Consider the following 12,596-nt stretch of genomic DNA (forward strand, 5'->3'; position numbering starts at 1 on the left):
GTGATCTCCTCTATCGGGGGTTGGGGGTTATCGGGCCGGGGCGTATCGGCCGCGTTCGGTGCGGAGGACCTCGCCGGCGTCGGCCAGGCCTCCTAGGCAGTTGCGGATCGAGCCGATCCGTACGGGGCGGCCGCCGTCGGCGTTGACGGCGTCGAGGATGTCCTCGGCGGTCATCGGGTTCTCGGCGGCGGCCAGGACGGCCAGGAGGCGGTCCTCCAGGCGGGGACGGCGGGGGGTGCTGCGGCCGCTGGCCGCGCCGCCCTCGATGGGGATGACCGCGGCCTGCTGGGTGTCGAGCCACAGGGTCTGGCAGAGGGCGGCCATGGCGGCGGGGTCGTGGCGGGCGGCGTAGGCCTCGCCGGCGGCCTCCTGGGATGCCGTCTCGAGCCGGGCGGGTTCGCCGGGCCCGTAGAGGGTGAGGATCTCGGGGTCCAGGCCGGGGGTGGGGGCGATGGAGCCGATGCGCCAGTGCCGCATCAGCGCGGTGGGGTGCGGGCCGGAGAGCAGGTAGCCCATGCCGTGGGTGCCGGGCCCGTCGTCTTCGTCGTCGTCGGGGTCGGGGTCGAACTGGCTGCGCAAGGTGCGGGGCCGCAGGGTCTTGGGGATGGGCATGAGCTGGCTGGTGGCGGGCAGCAGGCCGTCCGCCACCAGCTGCCGCATCATGGACGAGCTCCAGCGCAGCAGCGTGACCTCGCCCTCTTTGAGCATGGCGCGCAGCGTGTCGCTGCCCCCGAGCTCTTCCAGGTGGGAGGCCTGGGCGTCCAGTTCCGCGCCGACGCCGACCGACCGGCCCGTGCGGCCGAGCTCCTTGACCAGGCGCGTTCCTTCGTCGCGGTAGGGGGAGCCCTTTTCCAGCAGCCGGTTGGCCTCATCGACGCGGACCGAGATCAGCGGGTCGGGGTCGTTGAGGATGAAGGCGTTGCGCCCGAGGGCCTTGTAGCGGCGCTGCCGTGCTTCGGCGACGGCGACGGCCGCCCGGAGCATCAAGATGACCTCTTCCTGGCTGGTGGCGTACCAGTCGACGTGGTCCTCGGCCTCGGGCGCGGACTGGCCGCCCTTGAGGTCGCCGTACCAGGACACGATGCGGTTGCGCTTCTCGCAGGCGAGCGTGTATTGGACGACGCGGCTCTTGCCGGCGCCGGTGGTGCCGAAGACGAGCGCGCGCTGGGCGGAGCCGGTGCGCGGGTCGAACAGGCGGCGGCGGGCGGGCCGGCCGTTGTGGTAGCGGCCCATCACGATCCGCCCGTGCCGGTCCATGAGCATGTCCTGCGGCGACGGCGGCGGCATCTGCTCCAGCGGGTTGGACGGGTAGATCGTGACGATGGCGCGCCGGGTGCCGTCGGTCTCGACGGCGATGCGGGTCGGGTCGGTGATGTCCAGCGCCGAGCACAGCGCGGCCAGGTCGTAGCTGATCACCTGGCCCTGGGGCACTTCCAGCATCAGCTCGACCACCTCGTCCGCGGCGGCCAGGACCGGCGCGCTCATGAGCGGGCCTCCGGGTCCGGCGCGGCCTCGCCGGCGGCAGGGTCGCCGGGTCGGCCGACCCGCACTCCGGTCAGGACGGCCCCGGGCATCGCGGCGGGGGCGATGCGCTGTGCCCACACGGTGGCGGGGTCCTGGTGCTGGTCTGCGGTGCCGATGGTCAGGCGCCGCAGCCCGGCGCCGCGGCCGGGGACCGGGCCGATGCCGATCTCCTCCTCCGGGATGTCCATGAGTGCTGACAGGCGCCGGATGGAGATGTCCGGGACGGGGTGGCCAGTGGCGGCTGAGCGGATCACGGCCCGCATCGAGGCCGTGCCGGTCTGCTCGATCTCTTCCAGGACGGTGCCGGGCGCGGCCCCGCCGTCGAGGGCGACGTTCTGGGCCCACCAGCGGGCGACCGGGTGCCCGTCCACGGCTGCGGGGGCCGGGGCGGGCGTCGGCGCGGGCGGCGGGGGCGGGGACATCATGCGGCGGGCCAGGCGGGCCGGGCGCAGTATCCAGGTCGCGGCCGTCCAGGCGGTCAGGGCCAGGGCCTCGCCCCAGTGGATGCCGGTCACGAGCCGTTCGGCCAGCAGCAGGGCGGCCAGCCCGGTCCCGGGCATCAGGTACAGCACGCTGGCGGTCGCTTTCTGGTGGCCGTCGGGCCGCCACAGCCGCAGCGTGGCGAGCCCGGCGCCGGTCAGCGCGGCGTCGGCCAGCAGGGCGGCGCCGGTGGCGTCGGTGACCAGCCCGGCGGCCGCGGCGGCCGCGCCGGCCAGGGTGGCCGCGCGGCCGGTGACGTCGCGTACGGCGTCCAGGCGGCGGCGCGCGGTGGCCACCGCGGGCCACTGCTGGATCACCGCGTCCACCGGCGGCAGGGGCGGCAACGGCGGCGCGGGCGGCGGGGTCATCGCGGGCCGGGGGAGGGGCCGGGGCTCGGTCCGGGTCATCGTCGCCTCCATCCAGGTCAGCGGTTGCTGTAGAACTCGGCGTCGGCCATCGGGACCGGCATCGCCTGGGCGGCGTCGGCGACGGTCCCGTAGTCGGCCTGGTGGGCGGCGGCGGTCGCGCTGAACGCCGCGGCCAGGTCCTCGGTGGCGGCCGCCAGCGCTTCGGCGTCGGCCAGCACCGAGCGCATGGCGGCGGCGGCCTCGTGGTGCTCGGAGACGGTCTCGGAGTCGACCTCCAGGCCGGCCATCTGCTCGGCCAGCCGGTCGGCCGCGACCGCGCAGCCCTCCACGTAGTCGTAGGTGGCGCGGACCTGCTGGCTCAGCCCGCGCAGGCGCAGCCCGGCCGCGGTGAGCTGGGCCAGCACGATGGTGTAGCGCACCACGGTCTCCAGCACGCCGCCGGTGGCCGCGACCACCGCCCCGGCGCCGCCGGGGGCCTGGCCTGTCTCCAGCTCGGGCATCGGGTCCTCCCTCAGTCGTTGTGGTAGTCGCGCTCGGCCGGGCGGATGTGGCCGGCGTCGCGGACCGCGTCGGCCAGCGGCCGGTGCCGGGCCTCGGCGTTGGATCCGGCGGTGGCCATCGCCTCGGCGGCCGCGGGCAGCTTGTCGGCGATGGCCTCGGCCCGGGCCTTGACGGTGGCGGCCTGGTCCATGAGCCGCAGCACCATGCCCTCCAGCACGCCGGGCACCTTCAGCTCCACGACCCTGGCGTGCAGGGCCTCCAGCTTGGTCATCAGCCGCTCGCATCCCTCAGCGGTCGCGCGGGCCTCGGCGACCCCGTCGACGATCTCGGCGGCCATGTCGGCGTCGGCCTCGATGACGTCGTAGATCGTCAGCTCCGCGTCGGCGTACTGCGTGCTGGTCTTGGTGGTGGTCACGTCGGCTCCTTCGTGCACGGGGGCGGACAGCGGCCCAGACGCCGGGGGCGGGGCCGCGGGCAGGGCGGGACGCTGTCCAGCCGGGATCCCAGCGGGAACGGCGGCCGCGGGCTCGCGGCGCGGGGGCGGCTGATCGGCCCGCTCGACGGTCACCCACACCGACCGGTCAGCACCCGGCGGCGGCCGCATCCCCTCCCACCCCCGCGGCGGGGGCGGGGGCGGCGGGGGCGGCGTCCATCTCTGGTTCTCCCGTTCCTCCCGGCCCGCCCGGCCGTCCGTTCCGGGGCTGCTCTTGGGCCTGCTGGCCTTGAACCACCACCAGCGGCGGCGGCACCTGGGCCCCTGCGTCCCGGCCGGGCCCTTGCCGGATCGCCTGCGGGCCTTTCCTGCGCCCGGCCCGCTGGTGCCCGGCCGGCCCGTACGGCGGCCGGGCTCGTCCCGGACCGGCGTGCCGCCCCGGCCGGTCGCCGGCCCCCGCCCGTCGCCCTTCCCGGTCACGGGCGGCTTCCCGGTCACGGGCGGGCGGCCCGGCCTGCGGGTGAGCGACCCGGCGGCTTTCCCGCGCCCGCCCGTGACGCCGTCCTTGGGGCCGTGCTTGCCGCCGTGCTTCGCATGCCCGCCGAGGGGCGGGATGGTCCCGTCCCGGCGTGTCCGCCGCCCGGTGCCACTCGGGCGGCGCTCCAGCCCATCGCGGGCGGTCCGGGCCGTCCTGCCCGTCTTGGTGGCCTTGGAGCCCAGCACGCTGCCGCCGTGCCCCGGCCCCTTGACCGATCCACCCGGGCGGCCGCCGCCGGAGCGGCCGGGCCCGCCCGGGCGGCCACCACCCCGGTGGCCCGCGCCGGAGGACCGGCTGCCGGATCCAGGGGAGCGCAGCGCGGACGAGCCCTTGGCCCCGCCCGCGCGGCCCGCGCCCCGCACTCCGCCGGATCCGCCCGCGGCCCGGGCGGCGGCGCGCCGGTCGGCGGCCGCCCGGGCCTGATCGGCCAGCGCCTGGCGGTGCCGGGCCCGGTGCCACATCCCCTTGGCGGCCGCCACGCCCACGGCCGTCATCAGCGCCATGGCCAGCGTGAGCGTGTCCTTGGCCGACGGGTTGTCCGGGTCGGCCGGCGGTGGCGGGACGAACTCGCCGTCCTCGCCGCCCTCCCCGTCCTCCGCCGGCACCGGGACGGCCGGCATCAGCAGGTGCAGCGGCGGCGCCATCGGCGCGGCCTGCGGCAGCCGGGGCACCTCCCCGGCCGGGGCCGGACGGCCGTCGTCCTGCCCCGGGCCGGGCAGCCTGGACGCCTCCGGCCCCGGGGCGTCCAGGCTGCCCGGCAGGACCACGCGGGGGAACCGCAGGACCTCCCCGCCGTCCTTGCCGTCGTCGGTGCCGCTCACGGTCGCCTCCCTTCCAGGGGTTGACACTGCGTGACCATCTCGGGGACACTCGCGCGTCGCGCGTACGCGCGTCGCGCATTGGGGCTCCGGCGAGGCCAGGCGCCGCGGATGAACATGAAGATGTGCATCACGCTGTGTGACCGGCCTCGGCGTGCTCGTGCTGTTCGGCCCACCGCGCCAGCAGCTCGGCCAGCTCATGCATCGCGCGCGGGTTGCCGCTGCGCTGGGCCCGCCGGGCAGCGGCGCGGGCCCGGTCAAAGCACACCTGGGCCAGCTCGGCGTCACTCCGGACGGCCCGCACTCGCTGGGTCCAGAACGCGGCCTTGTTCTGCAGCCGCCGCCGCACCTCCGGAGCCATCGTCATGCCGACCACTTCCGGCGGTCGGTGTCGGTGACCATCTCCATGAAGCTCACCGGCTCCGGGCCGGACCCGGCCCGCCCGCCGCCCGCCCGGCCGGGCCCGGCGTCCGTACGGCGCGGCAGCGCCGGCGCCTGCCGGGCCTGCTTGGCCTGCTGGCGGGCAGCGGGGATCTCGTGGCGGCCGCGCCGGTACCGGGCCTCGGCCCGGAACGTCAGCTCCGCCGCCCGCTCCAGGTGCTCCTGGATCTCGCCGAAGGGCGCCGACACCCACTTGTGCCGCCACCACGCCTCGAAACTGGTGTAGCCCTCGGGCGGGTTGGCCCGCCACATCGCCTCGGCGTCCCGCCGGATCTTGGCCACGTATTCGGCCTGCTCAGACAGGACCCGGCGCAGCTGCGCGGTCCAGGCGGCCACCATCTCCGGGCGGTCCAGCATCTCCCCGGACCACTCCGGCCCGGCCGATTGTCTGCTCATCAGCGATCTCCCTTTTGATCAGCCGCCGCAGGCGGCGGTTACGACGGCGCCCCGTCCCAGGTGCGCCGTCGGACGTCCGGCCGCCAGTCCCAGGTCCACGGCCGGCAGCGGGCCCCATCACTCAGATGGGCGCGCCGGTGGCCGAAGGTGCCGACCTGGTGGCCGGTGCTCGGGCAGACCGGGCGCCAGCGCAGGTACGGCACGCCCGTCCGCAGCGCCTGCGCCCGGTCAGCCGCCCGCGGCGCGCCGCTCACGACCCAGCCCAGCCGCTGGTAGATGCCGGACTCCGCGGCCGCGAGGTGGGCGAGCATCGCCCACAGGCACGCCCTCCCGTCCAGGCCGGCCGCGCCCAGCATCCGCGCGGCCGCCGCGTCCACGCGGTACTCCGCCCGGCGCTCGGCGAAGGCCTGGGCCAGGCGCGCGGCCCCGGCCACCACCAGCGCGATCCACGCCGCGGTCGCCCAGGCGGCCACCGTCGCCACCCCGAAGGTCAGGAGCGCCGTAGCCCACACGCGCCGGGCCCACACCTCGGCCGGCAACTCGTCCCGGGCCTGGCACTCGATCTCATGCGCCAGCGCCCCGGCGGCGGCGCCGCCACCGGCCCCGGGCCTGCCCAGCACCAGCGCCTCGTCCACGGTGATGACCACCGCGCCGTGGCAGTCGCTGACCTGCGAGTACGCGCCGTCGACGTCGCCGACCTGGACCATCACCGCCGGGATCTGCCCCGTGGCGGCCGCCAGGGACCGCGCGAGCACGGCCAGGCCGGCCACGTGGCCCGCGCCCGTCTGCGTCCACGAGCCGCCGGCGCGCTCGCAGACCTCGGTCAGGTCCGGGTCGGGGTTGTGGAGGGTCATGACGGGATCTCCGTCCGTGCGGGGGCGAGGGGCTCGGGGGGCTCGGGAGGCCGGCGCAGCGCGAACCAGGTCGCCTGACGCCCGCCGGGGACCATGGCGTGGCCGACGCCGTCGGCCAGCACGTTGACCAAGAGCAGGCCGCGGCCGCCCTCGGCGTCGGAGCTGGGGACCTGCACCACCGGGACGCCCGCGGCGCCCTGGTCCACCACGCTCACCCGCGCCCCGCCGGCGTCGTCGACGTCGAGCGCGACCACGAACGTGCTGTGTCCGCTGGTGGTGTGCTTGATCGCGTTGGTGGCCAGCTCGGAGACGCACAGCAGCGCGTCATCCAGCCGCGTGCCGAAGCCGTACCGGCGCAGCGGCTCAGCCACGAACCGGCGGACCTCAGCGACCGCGGCCGGGCAACCGGGGAACACCTGCTCCAGGTGGGTCAGGACCGTCATCGGGCCCCACCCCCGGACAAGGCGTCCACCTTCTGCGTGTGCGGGCACGCCTGCGCCACCAGCGCCATCGGCGTGGCGTCGGCGGGCGGGAGCTGCCCGCGCTGCTCCAGCAGCCCAGTCAGGTAGATCAGCGGGTCACTCTCGCCGGCGCGCTGCGCGGCCACCGCGGCCCGCGCGTGCGCCAGCAGCTCGCCGTACTCGGCCCGCAGCAGGGCCTGGGTGTGGCAGTCACGGCAGCCCACCCGCTCACGGGCGGCCAGGTCAGCGGGGCTCACGCGCACTCACCCCCGCTGAGCAGGGCGTGCATCGCACGCTCGGCGGCCCGGCCGACAGCCTGCTGCTCGGCGTCCTGGGAGAGCAGGTCGTAGGTCTCGTGCAGCCACAGCCGCACGCGGTCGGCCGTCACCAGCACCGTCACCGGCTCGCGCTCGTCCTGGCGGCGCAGCTCCAGCCGCAGCCACTCGCGGTCGTCGATCAGCGAGATGGCCGCGCGGACCAGGTCCAGCCCGGCCGGGCCGGCCACGTCCGGGTCCAGCACGTCGGCCAGCACGTGCCGGGCCACGCTCCAGTCCCTGGCCAGCCCTCGGGCGTTGACCAGCACCAGGCGCACCTCGGCGGGCTGCGCGACATCCCACGCCATCACGAGGGTGGCGTCCTCGCCGCTGTCGTCGACCGGCCAGGCAGGCATCGCCGTCAGCAGGGGCATCGTCATGACGCACCCCCCGCCAGGACATCCCGCACCGCGCGGGCGGTGTCCATCCCGCAGCGCAGCGTCTTCTGGATCCGGGACGCGCTCGGCGCCGGCGGAAGCTCCCCGGCCGAGATCATCGCGCGGACCCGGTCGGCCAGCTCCCCGACGTTCGCCCTGTACGTAGGGCCCGTAGGGCCAGCAGTAGGGCCGGTAAGGGCGGCGGCGGAGGACCGGGGCAGAGGCAGCGCCGCCAGCACCTGCCACAGCGTCGGCAGCACCCAGATCGCGGTCACCGCCGCAATCGGCCCCAGAGAATGCACGACCAGCGACAGCAGGTCGAACCCGCCCACGAACGCCGGCCAGCAGTTCAGGATCAACGTCAGCCCCAGCAGCAGCGCCTCCACCCGGGCCAGCCGCCGGCCCTGCGGGCTCTTGCGGTCCACGACCGTCCCGCGCATGGCGCTGTACGCCTGGACCGCGACCGCAGCCAGCAGCGGCAGCGACAGGGCCGGCTCCACGCCGAACGCGGCCCACCAGCCGACCGAGTGCGCCTCCAGGTCCAGCGCCTTGGCCACCGAGGCCTGCACGCCGATGCTGGACACCGCCAGCGCGACGGACGCCGCACCCATGGTCATCGCCGTCGCGACCCGGCGCACCCGCTGATCGCGCAGGGCCAGCATGGCCGGGTCCTGCGTCAGCGCGTGCAGCCGTACCGCCTCCGCGGCCCGCTTGCGCACCTTGCGGACCTTGTCCGTGTCGACCAGCAACGGCGCGTCGTCGTCCTGCAACTCCGCCAACCGCCGCGCCTCGGCGACCTCACCACGCCAGCGGCGAACCCGCCGCGTCTCCCCCTCGCCCAAGGCGGGGGCCGGCGAAGGCGGCGACGCCTCCGGCACCGGGGCGTGCGCGGCCACGTACCGCTCCAGCTCGACGATCCCCCGGCCGACGTCGTCCGGCTCCGGGGACGAGATCGGGGTGTGCGTCATACCGACCGCCCCCCGCCCACACCCGGCGGCCGCAGGATCGCTGACGTCGGCTTGCGCGGCAGCAGCTTCATCAGGCCACCGCCTGGAGAGCGGCCTCAACGTCGGAGAGACGGAAGCGCAGTAGTTTTCCGCTCGGCGTACGGATCGCGGGCAGATGCCCCGCGTTACCCCATCTGACAACCGTCTTGGGGTCGACCCGGAACAGGGCCGCGACTTCCTTCGGGGTAAGCAGCTTGTCGCCGATCGAGGGCAGATCAGAGATGATGGACACGAGTCGATTCCTTTCACCAGGCGACTCATCGCGGCCTCGGTGGTGGACACACCGGGGCCGCACTCGTTTCAGCGGGCGAAACGCTCTTGGAATCGGCGGGGGTGGATGGACAGGCCACCTACCGCGCGTGAAGCCTCCTCCTCTCGTCTTCGCAATCCGGACTCCAGCCCCAGCCGGGACTTCGCACCGAGCCGGATAGTCTTGGGACAATCGTCGAGGGAGACTTGATGCCTGTCAATTATCCCAAGACAATTTTCTGAGAAGAGGAGGGCGTTGCATGCCAGTGCACTCGCGCTACTTGGACATCGCAGGGCAAATCCGGACAAGGATTGAGGCTGGCGAGTGGGAGCCAGGGGCGAAGCTGCCGCGCCTGGACGACTTCGCAGTGGAGTACGAGGCGAACCGGGACACGATTGGCCGCGCCATTGCGGCTTTGGAGTCAGAAGGCTACGTCTGGGCTGTTCAGGGGCGCGGCATCATCGTGCGGCACGGCATGATGCGACTGAGGCGCCCCAGAGGCAACTTGGTGAAGCGGAACACCGCCACAGGGAACCCTGGCTACTCCTTCCCGTCGGCCAGCTCCGCAGAGGTGTGGAAGCACCATGTCCCCCCTGTCGCCGAGTACGCGACCTTGAACGACTCCCGGATTGCGAAGCTCTTGGGCGTCCCCGTCGGCAGCTCCGTCATGAGGCGCTGGCGTGTCACCGGCCCGGAGTCGGAACCTCCCTTTCAGATCAACATCAGCTGGATCCACCCCCGCGGCGTGGCTGATGCCCCGGAGGTTGCCGAACAGGCACCTGGACCGGGGGATTGGCTGTACCGGCTGGAGCGAGCTGGCCATTGGCCCATTTCGTGGACGGAGATCCATAGGGCTCGCATGCCGTCGAAGGAGGAAGCCAGCCTGCTGGAGATCCCGACGAGTCTGCCGGTTCTGGAGATCGTGCGAGTCGGGAGGTCGGGACGCGACGGCCAGCCGATTGAGGTGACGGAGTACGTGGTGGCCAGTGACCGGGTTGAGACCGTCCATGTGCTCCATCGGGATGAGTCGGCCGAGGCGCCATGGCCGGACATCGAGGACGGTGAACAATGACGACCTTCGCGCTTGAAGCAGCTGGCGCTTCCGACGTCGGCCTGGTCCGGCGCCGCAACGAGGACGCGCACTATGCCGGACGGTGGCTGTTTGCGGTCGCTGATGGTCTTGGCGGTCATCCCGCCGGCGACATCGCCAGTACGACCGTGATCAACACGCTGCGGAACCACGACCGTCAGGCGGAACCGGCGGCTTTGGTCGACGTCATGGGGCGTGCGGTCTTTCAGGCGAACGAGGCCGTACGTCACGCAACTGAGCGTCGGCCCGAGCTGACAGGGATGGGAACCACCCTGGTAGCGATGCTGTGGTCCCAGACGACGGCGGTTGTCGCCAACGTGGGTGACTCCCGCGCCTACCTCCTGCGAAACCAGGAGATCAAGCAGCTCACCGAGGATCACACGTACGGCCGGCTTCTGGCTGAAGCCAGCGCAGTGCCCAACTTGTCCAGCGCCATCACGCGGTTCATCGACGGCCGCGCCGAAGGGCGCTCCCCCGACCTCACCATTCATCAGCTTCGTTCAGGGGACCGCATCCTGCTCTGCTCGGACGGACTGAGCGGAGTTGTGCCGCACGACCTCATCACGGCCAGGCTGGCCTCCCCGGGTCCTCCGCAGGCAAGAGCCGATCGCCTCGTCGACGACGCGATCGAACAGGGCGGACCGGACAACGTCACGGTGATCATTGTGGACGTGCTGGAGAGCGACGTTCGCCGCTGACCTGGCTGGCCACTCAGTCGCCGGGGGTCTCGTTTTCTGCGCCGCAGGCCCAGCAGTCCCAGAACGTCGGCACGGTGACCAGGTCGCAGCAGTCGCATCCCTCGCCGTGGAGGAGGTTCTCTGTGTCGCAGTTCCAGCACCAGAAGTGCAGATGGGCCATGGGTCCCTCCATGGCGTGTGGGGCCCGCGAGACACCTCAAGGTTCGGGGTGTTCACAGCAAGAGGCAACTGCGACCCCTTTGATCATTTAGATGAATGCGTAGGTGTGATGGCGACGGAGGGTGAGCCAGGGAGAGCTGGCCTCTGAGCAGGGGGAACATATATGCCTCGGTGTGAGCATGATCACGTAAGTAGAGCGTGATCATACGATCACAGCACTCTGCGTGATCTCCCGCGCTCTTGACGCCGGCGATGCTCCGTACGGCAGGCTCGGCGGCGAGGACGTCTGCTCGGGGGTCGCGTCCGCCGTTGGCTCAGATCACCCCCGTCAGTCCCTATGCAGCTTGGGTTCGCGGCCCCCTGCGGGAGGTGTACGTGTCGTACGGTACGTACATGACACGCCGCGTCCCCCTCGGCGAGGCCCGCCAGAACTGGGCTGATGTGATCGGCACCGTGCGCTACGCGCGGCAGCCCGCCATCCTCACCGACCGCGGCCGTGATGCCGTCGCGGTGGTCCCGGTGGAGTGGTACGAGCGGCTGGTCGACTGGCTCACCGACCCGGGCGGCGGCGATGAGCTGCGCGCGTTCCTGGCCAAGGATCTGGGACTGGATCCCACCCCCTGACCTGGTGAGAGGAGTCCCGGTGGACCGAGTGCGCACTGTGGGATGGCTGTTGGTGGGGCTGGGGGTGCTGACCGTGCTCGGCGCGCTTGTCGCCGGCTCGGTGACGGCCGCGACGGTCGCGGCCATGGCGTTCGGCCTGGGGGCGGCCCTGGCGGCCGTCGCCGAGCTGATCATTGTGCGCAGGAAGGCAGGCAGAGATGGTTGAACTGCATCACCAGGTGGCCGAGTTGATCGTGGCCGCGCCGACACCTGCCCCCGGCGGCGGTCAGCTCGACACCGAGGGGCTGGCCGACTGGCTGCGGTCGTTCTTCGGGCCGATCTTCCTTGTCGTGATCTCCGTGGTCGCGATCTTCTTCTTGTTCACCCGCGAGATCACCAGGTTCGTGCAGTTCGTGCTCCTGGCGATCGGGATCGCCGTGATCTTCTACGTGCCCGGCATTATCCCAACGGTGGCCCGCGCGATCGCGGCGGCGCTGGGGATCGAGGCCAACTAGCTGGCCTGCGCGTTGAGCAGCACCAGCACGACCACGGCGACGGTGGCGGCCGCCAGGAGCGCCGTGTCCAGGCGGCGCAGCAGCCCCAGGCCCAGGATGACGCCCAGGCCCGCGCCGGCCTGGTAGCGGCGGCCGCGGCCGCCGCCCCGGCGCCCGCCGCGCAGCAGGGCCGGGAAGCCCATCACGACCACGGCCGCGAAGCTGGCGACCGAGAGCCATCCCCACACATCAGCCACGCCCTCATCCTCGCGCCTGCCGCCTCGGCGGGGGAGGGGGTGGGGGCGGGCCGCAATCAGGGGCCGGGGGCTACGGAGAGACAGGCCGGAAAAGGGCAGGGAGCCTGCCAGGCGGTGAGCGAATCGCGGGGTAGACTCACCGGAGTCCTACGGACTCCGGTGTATACGCGCGAGTCGGCTCCCTGGCCCGTGATCACGCCCGGAATGTGGCGCGGATTGTCGACGGCGGAGTATTTGTCAGTGGGTTGGCGGACCATTTGTCAGTGGTGTGGCGGGGCATCTGTCAGTCGCTGAACGCGGACATGTTGCTCAGGATGGGCCCCACCGCCGTTGCCGCCCTCCCCACCTCTCGCATCGCGCCGAGGCGGTCAGTCGTCCGTATGACCCCCCGTCACCGGGACGAGGTCCGGAACACCTGTGCGGAACACCTCGGCCTGGGGCTTCGTTCCGGGGTGCGGGTGTTCCGGTGGGGGATCCCCTAACGGAACACCGACCCGCCCGGCGGGCCTCCGGCGTGGCGCCAAAATCCGGCC

19 protein-coding genes are annotated in these 12,596 nt (G+C 73.2%); 5 read left to right on the forward strand and 14 right to left on the reverse strand.

Annotation, left to right across the window (positions count from 1 at the left end; all coding sequences use genetic code 11):
• Positions 1-27: 27 nt before the first annotated feature.
• From D5H75_RS39785 to D5H75_RS39840, 12 genes are all read right to left on the reverse strand, one after another.
• Positions 28-1,485, reverse strand: coding sequence for a DNA/RNA helicase domain-containing protein (locus tag D5H75_RS39785; protein WP_119931814.1), 1,458 nt, complete (start codon positions 1,483-1,485; stop codon positions 28-30).
• On the reverse strand, positions 1,482-2,411 hold the full coding sequence (locus D5H75_RS39790) for a hypothetical protein (RefSeq protein ID WP_119931815.1): 930 nt from the start codon (positions 2,409-2,411) through the stop codon (positions 1,482-1,484). The genes D5H75_RS39785 and D5H75_RS39790 overlap by 4 nt, the downstream gene beginning before the upstream one ends.
• A 17-nt stretch (positions 2,412-2,428) precedes the next feature.
• Positions 2,429-2,872, reverse strand: coding sequence for a hypothetical protein (locus D5H75_RS39795; RefSeq protein WP_119931816.1), 444 nt, complete (start codon positions 2,870-2,872; stop codon positions 2,429-2,431).
• Between the two features lie 11 nt (positions 2,873-2,883).
• Complete coding sequence (locus D5H75_RS39800; RefSeq protein WP_119931817.1) at positions 2,884-4,665, reverse strand: hypothetical protein; 1,782 nt, start codon at positions 4,663-4,665, stop codon at positions 2,884-2,886.
• A gap of 127 nt (positions 4,666-4,792) precedes the next feature.
• Positions 4,793-5,029: a hypothetical protein gene (locus D5H75_RS39805; protein WP_147425450.1), complete on the reverse strand. Its 237-nt coding sequence runs from the start codon at positions 5,027-5,029 to the stop codon at positions 4,793-4,795.
• Positions 5,026-5,499, reverse strand: a complete 474-nt coding sequence (locus D5H75_RS39810) for a hypothetical protein (RefSeq protein WP_147425451.1) — start codon at positions 5,497-5,499, stop codon at positions 5,026-5,028. Before D5H75_RS39810 ends, D5H75_RS39805 begins: the two co-directional genes overlap by 4 nt.
• A 38-nt stretch (positions 5,500-5,537) precedes the next feature.
• Positions 5,538-6,353 (reverse strand): hypothetical protein, encoded by an 816-nt coding sequence (locus D5H75_RS39815; protein WP_119931820.1) that lies wholly within the window; start codon positions 6,351-6,353, stop codon positions 5,538-5,540.
• Positions 6,350-6,796 carry an ATP-binding protein gene (locus tag D5H75_RS39820; protein WP_119931821.1) on the reverse strand — a complete coding sequence of 149 codons (447 nt, stop codon included), beginning with the start codon at positions 6,794-6,796 and terminating at the stop codon, positions 6,350-6,352. Before D5H75_RS39820 ends, D5H75_RS39815 begins: the two co-directional genes overlap by 4 nt.
• The gene (locus D5H75_RS39825) at positions 6,793-7,071 is read right to left on the reverse strand and encodes a hypothetical protein (protein ID WP_242454785.1); all 279 of its coding nucleotides are present in this window, start codon (positions 7,069-7,071) and stop codon (positions 6,793-6,795) included. Before D5H75_RS39825 ends, D5H75_RS39820 begins: the two co-directional genes overlap by 4 nt.
• On the reverse strand, positions 7,068-7,508 hold the full coding sequence (locus D5H75_RS39830; protein WP_147425452.1) for an SsgA family sporulation/cell division regulator: 441 nt from the start codon (positions 7,506-7,508) through the stop codon (positions 7,068-7,070). Before D5H75_RS39830 ends, D5H75_RS39825 begins: the two co-directional genes overlap by 4 nt.
• Entirely contained in the window at positions 7,505-8,473 is a 969-nt protein-coding gene (locus D5H75_RS39835; protein WP_119931823.1) for a hypothetical protein, read from the reverse strand. Before D5H75_RS39835 ends, D5H75_RS39830 begins: the two co-directional genes overlap by 4 nt.
• A 70-nt stretch (positions 8,474-8,543) precedes the next feature.
• A complete protein-coding gene (locus D5H75_RS39840) occupies positions 8,544-8,744 on the reverse strand; it encodes a helix-turn-helix domain-containing protein (protein ID WP_340137792.1) in 201 nt (66 codons plus the stop codon).
• Positions 8,745-9,021: 277 nt separating this feature from the next.
• On the opposite strand from D5H75_RS39840, the gene D5H75_RS39845 reads away from it, so the two are divergent.
• Together D5H75_RS39845 and D5H75_RS39850 are read left to right on the forward strand one after the other, a co-directional pair.
• Entirely contained in the window at positions 9,022-9,834 is an 813-nt protein-coding gene (locus D5H75_RS39845) for a GntR family transcriptional regulator (protein WP_119931824.1), read from the forward strand.
• Positions 9,831-10,550, forward strand: coding sequence for a PP2C family protein-serine/threonine phosphatase (locus D5H75_RS39850; protein ID WP_119931825.1), 720 nt, complete (start codon positions 9,831-9,833; stop codon positions 10,548-10,550). The genes D5H75_RS39845 and D5H75_RS39850 overlap by 4 nt, the downstream gene beginning before the upstream one ends.
• Positions 10,551-10,563: 13 nt before the next feature.
• Here D5H75_RS39850 and D5H75_RS42505 read toward each other — a convergent pair whose 3' ends face one another.
• Positions 10,564-10,710: a hypothetical protein gene (locus D5H75_RS42505; protein WP_202638979.1), complete on the reverse strand. Its 147-nt coding sequence runs from the start codon at positions 10,708-10,710 to the stop codon at positions 10,564-10,566.
• Positions 10,711-11,102: 392 nt separating this feature from the next.
• Between D5H75_RS42505 and D5H75_RS42510 the strand changes: the two genes are divergently transcribed.
• The 3 genes from D5H75_RS42510 to D5H75_RS39865 are packed head-to-tail and all read left to right on the forward strand — an operon-like array spanning position 11,103 to position 11,827.
• On the forward strand, positions 11,103-11,333 hold the full coding sequence (locus D5H75_RS42510) for a type II toxin-antitoxin system Phd/YefM family antitoxin (RefSeq protein ID WP_202638980.1): 231 nt from the start codon (positions 11,103-11,105) through the stop codon (positions 11,331-11,333).
• Between the two features lie 19 nt (positions 11,334-11,352).
• Positions 11,353-11,538 (forward strand): hypothetical protein, encoded by a 186-nt coding sequence (locus D5H75_RS39860; RefSeq protein ID WP_119931827.1) that lies wholly within the window; start codon positions 11,353-11,355, stop codon positions 11,536-11,538.
• Positions 11,531-11,827, forward strand: a complete 297-nt coding sequence (locus D5H75_RS39865; RefSeq protein ID WP_119931828.1) for a hypothetical protein — start codon at positions 11,531-11,533, stop codon at positions 11,825-11,827. The genes D5H75_RS39860 and D5H75_RS39865 overlap by 8 nt, the downstream gene beginning before the upstream one ends.
• Here D5H75_RS39865 and D5H75_RS39870 read toward each other — a convergent pair.
• The gene (locus D5H75_RS39870; RefSeq protein ID WP_147425454.1) at positions 11,824-12,063 is read right to left on the reverse strand and encodes a hypothetical protein; all 240 of its coding nucleotides are present in this window, start codon (positions 12,061-12,063) and stop codon (positions 11,824-11,826) included. The two genes, D5H75_RS39865 and D5H75_RS39870, sit on opposite strands and share 4 nt — an antisense overlap.
• Positions 12,064-12,596: the final 533 nt, after the last annotated feature.

Source organism: Bailinhaonella thermotolerans (genome assembly GCF_003594875.1).
Lineage (GTDB): Bacteria > Actinomycetota > Actinomycetes > Streptosporangiales > Streptosporangiaceae > Bailinhaonella > Bailinhaonella thermotolerans.

Coding starts and splice junctions, on each gene's coding strand:
- D5H75_RS39815 (WP_119931820.1), bottom strand. CDS start 6,353: ATGACCCTCCACAACCCCGACCCGGACCTGACCGAGGTCTGCGAGCGC.
- D5H75_RS39865 (WP_119931828.1), top strand. CDS start 11,531: ATGGTTGAACTGCATCACCAGGTGGCCGAGTTGATCGTGGCCGCGCCG.
- D5H75_RS42505 (WP_202638979.1), bottom strand. CDS start 10,710: ATGGCCCATCTGCACTTCTGGTGCTGGAACTGCGACACAGAGAACCTC.
- D5H75_RS39810 (WP_147425451.1), bottom strand. CDS start 5,499: ATGAGCAGACAATCGGCCGGGCCGGAGTGGTCCGGGGAGATGCTGGAC.
- D5H75_RS39835 (WP_119931823.1), bottom strand. CDS start 8,473: ATGACGCACACCCCGATCTCGTCCCCGGAGCCGGACGACGTCGGCCGG.
- D5H75_RS39820 (WP_119931821.1), bottom strand. CDS start 6,796: ATGACGGTCCTGACCCACCTGGAGCAGGTGTTCCCCGGTTGCCCGGCC.
- D5H75_RS39830 (WP_147425452.1), bottom strand. CDS start 7,508: ATGACGATGCCCCTGCTGACGGCGATGCCTGCCTGGCCGGTCGACGAC.
- D5H75_RS39850 (WP_119931825.1), top strand. CDS start 9,831: ATGACGACCTTCGCGCTTGAAGCAGCTGGCGCTTCCGACGTCGGCCTG.
- D5H75_RS39805 (WP_147425450.1), bottom strand. CDS start 5,029: ATGACGATGGCTCCGGAGGTGCGGCGGCGGCTGCAGAACAAGGCCGCG.
- D5H75_RS39845 (WP_119931824.1), top strand. CDS start 9,022: ATGCCAGTGCACTCGCGCTACTTGGACATCGCAGGGCAAATCCGGACA.
- D5H75_RS39790 (WP_119931815.1), bottom strand. CDS start 2,411: ATGACCCGGACCGAGCCCCGGCCCCTCCCCCGGCCCGCGATGACCCCG.
- D5H75_RS39795 (WP_119931816.1), bottom strand. CDS start 2,872: ATGCCCGAGCTGGAGACAGGCCAGGCCCCCGGCGGCGCCGGGGCGGTG.
- D5H75_RS42510 (WP_202638980.1), top strand. CDS start 11,103: ATGACACGCCGCGTCCCCCTCGGCGAGGCCCGCCAGAACTGGGCTGAT.
- D5H75_RS39785 (WP_119931814.1), bottom strand. CDS start 1,485: ATGAGCGCGCCGGTCCTGGCCGCCGCGGACGAGGTGGTCGAGCTGATG.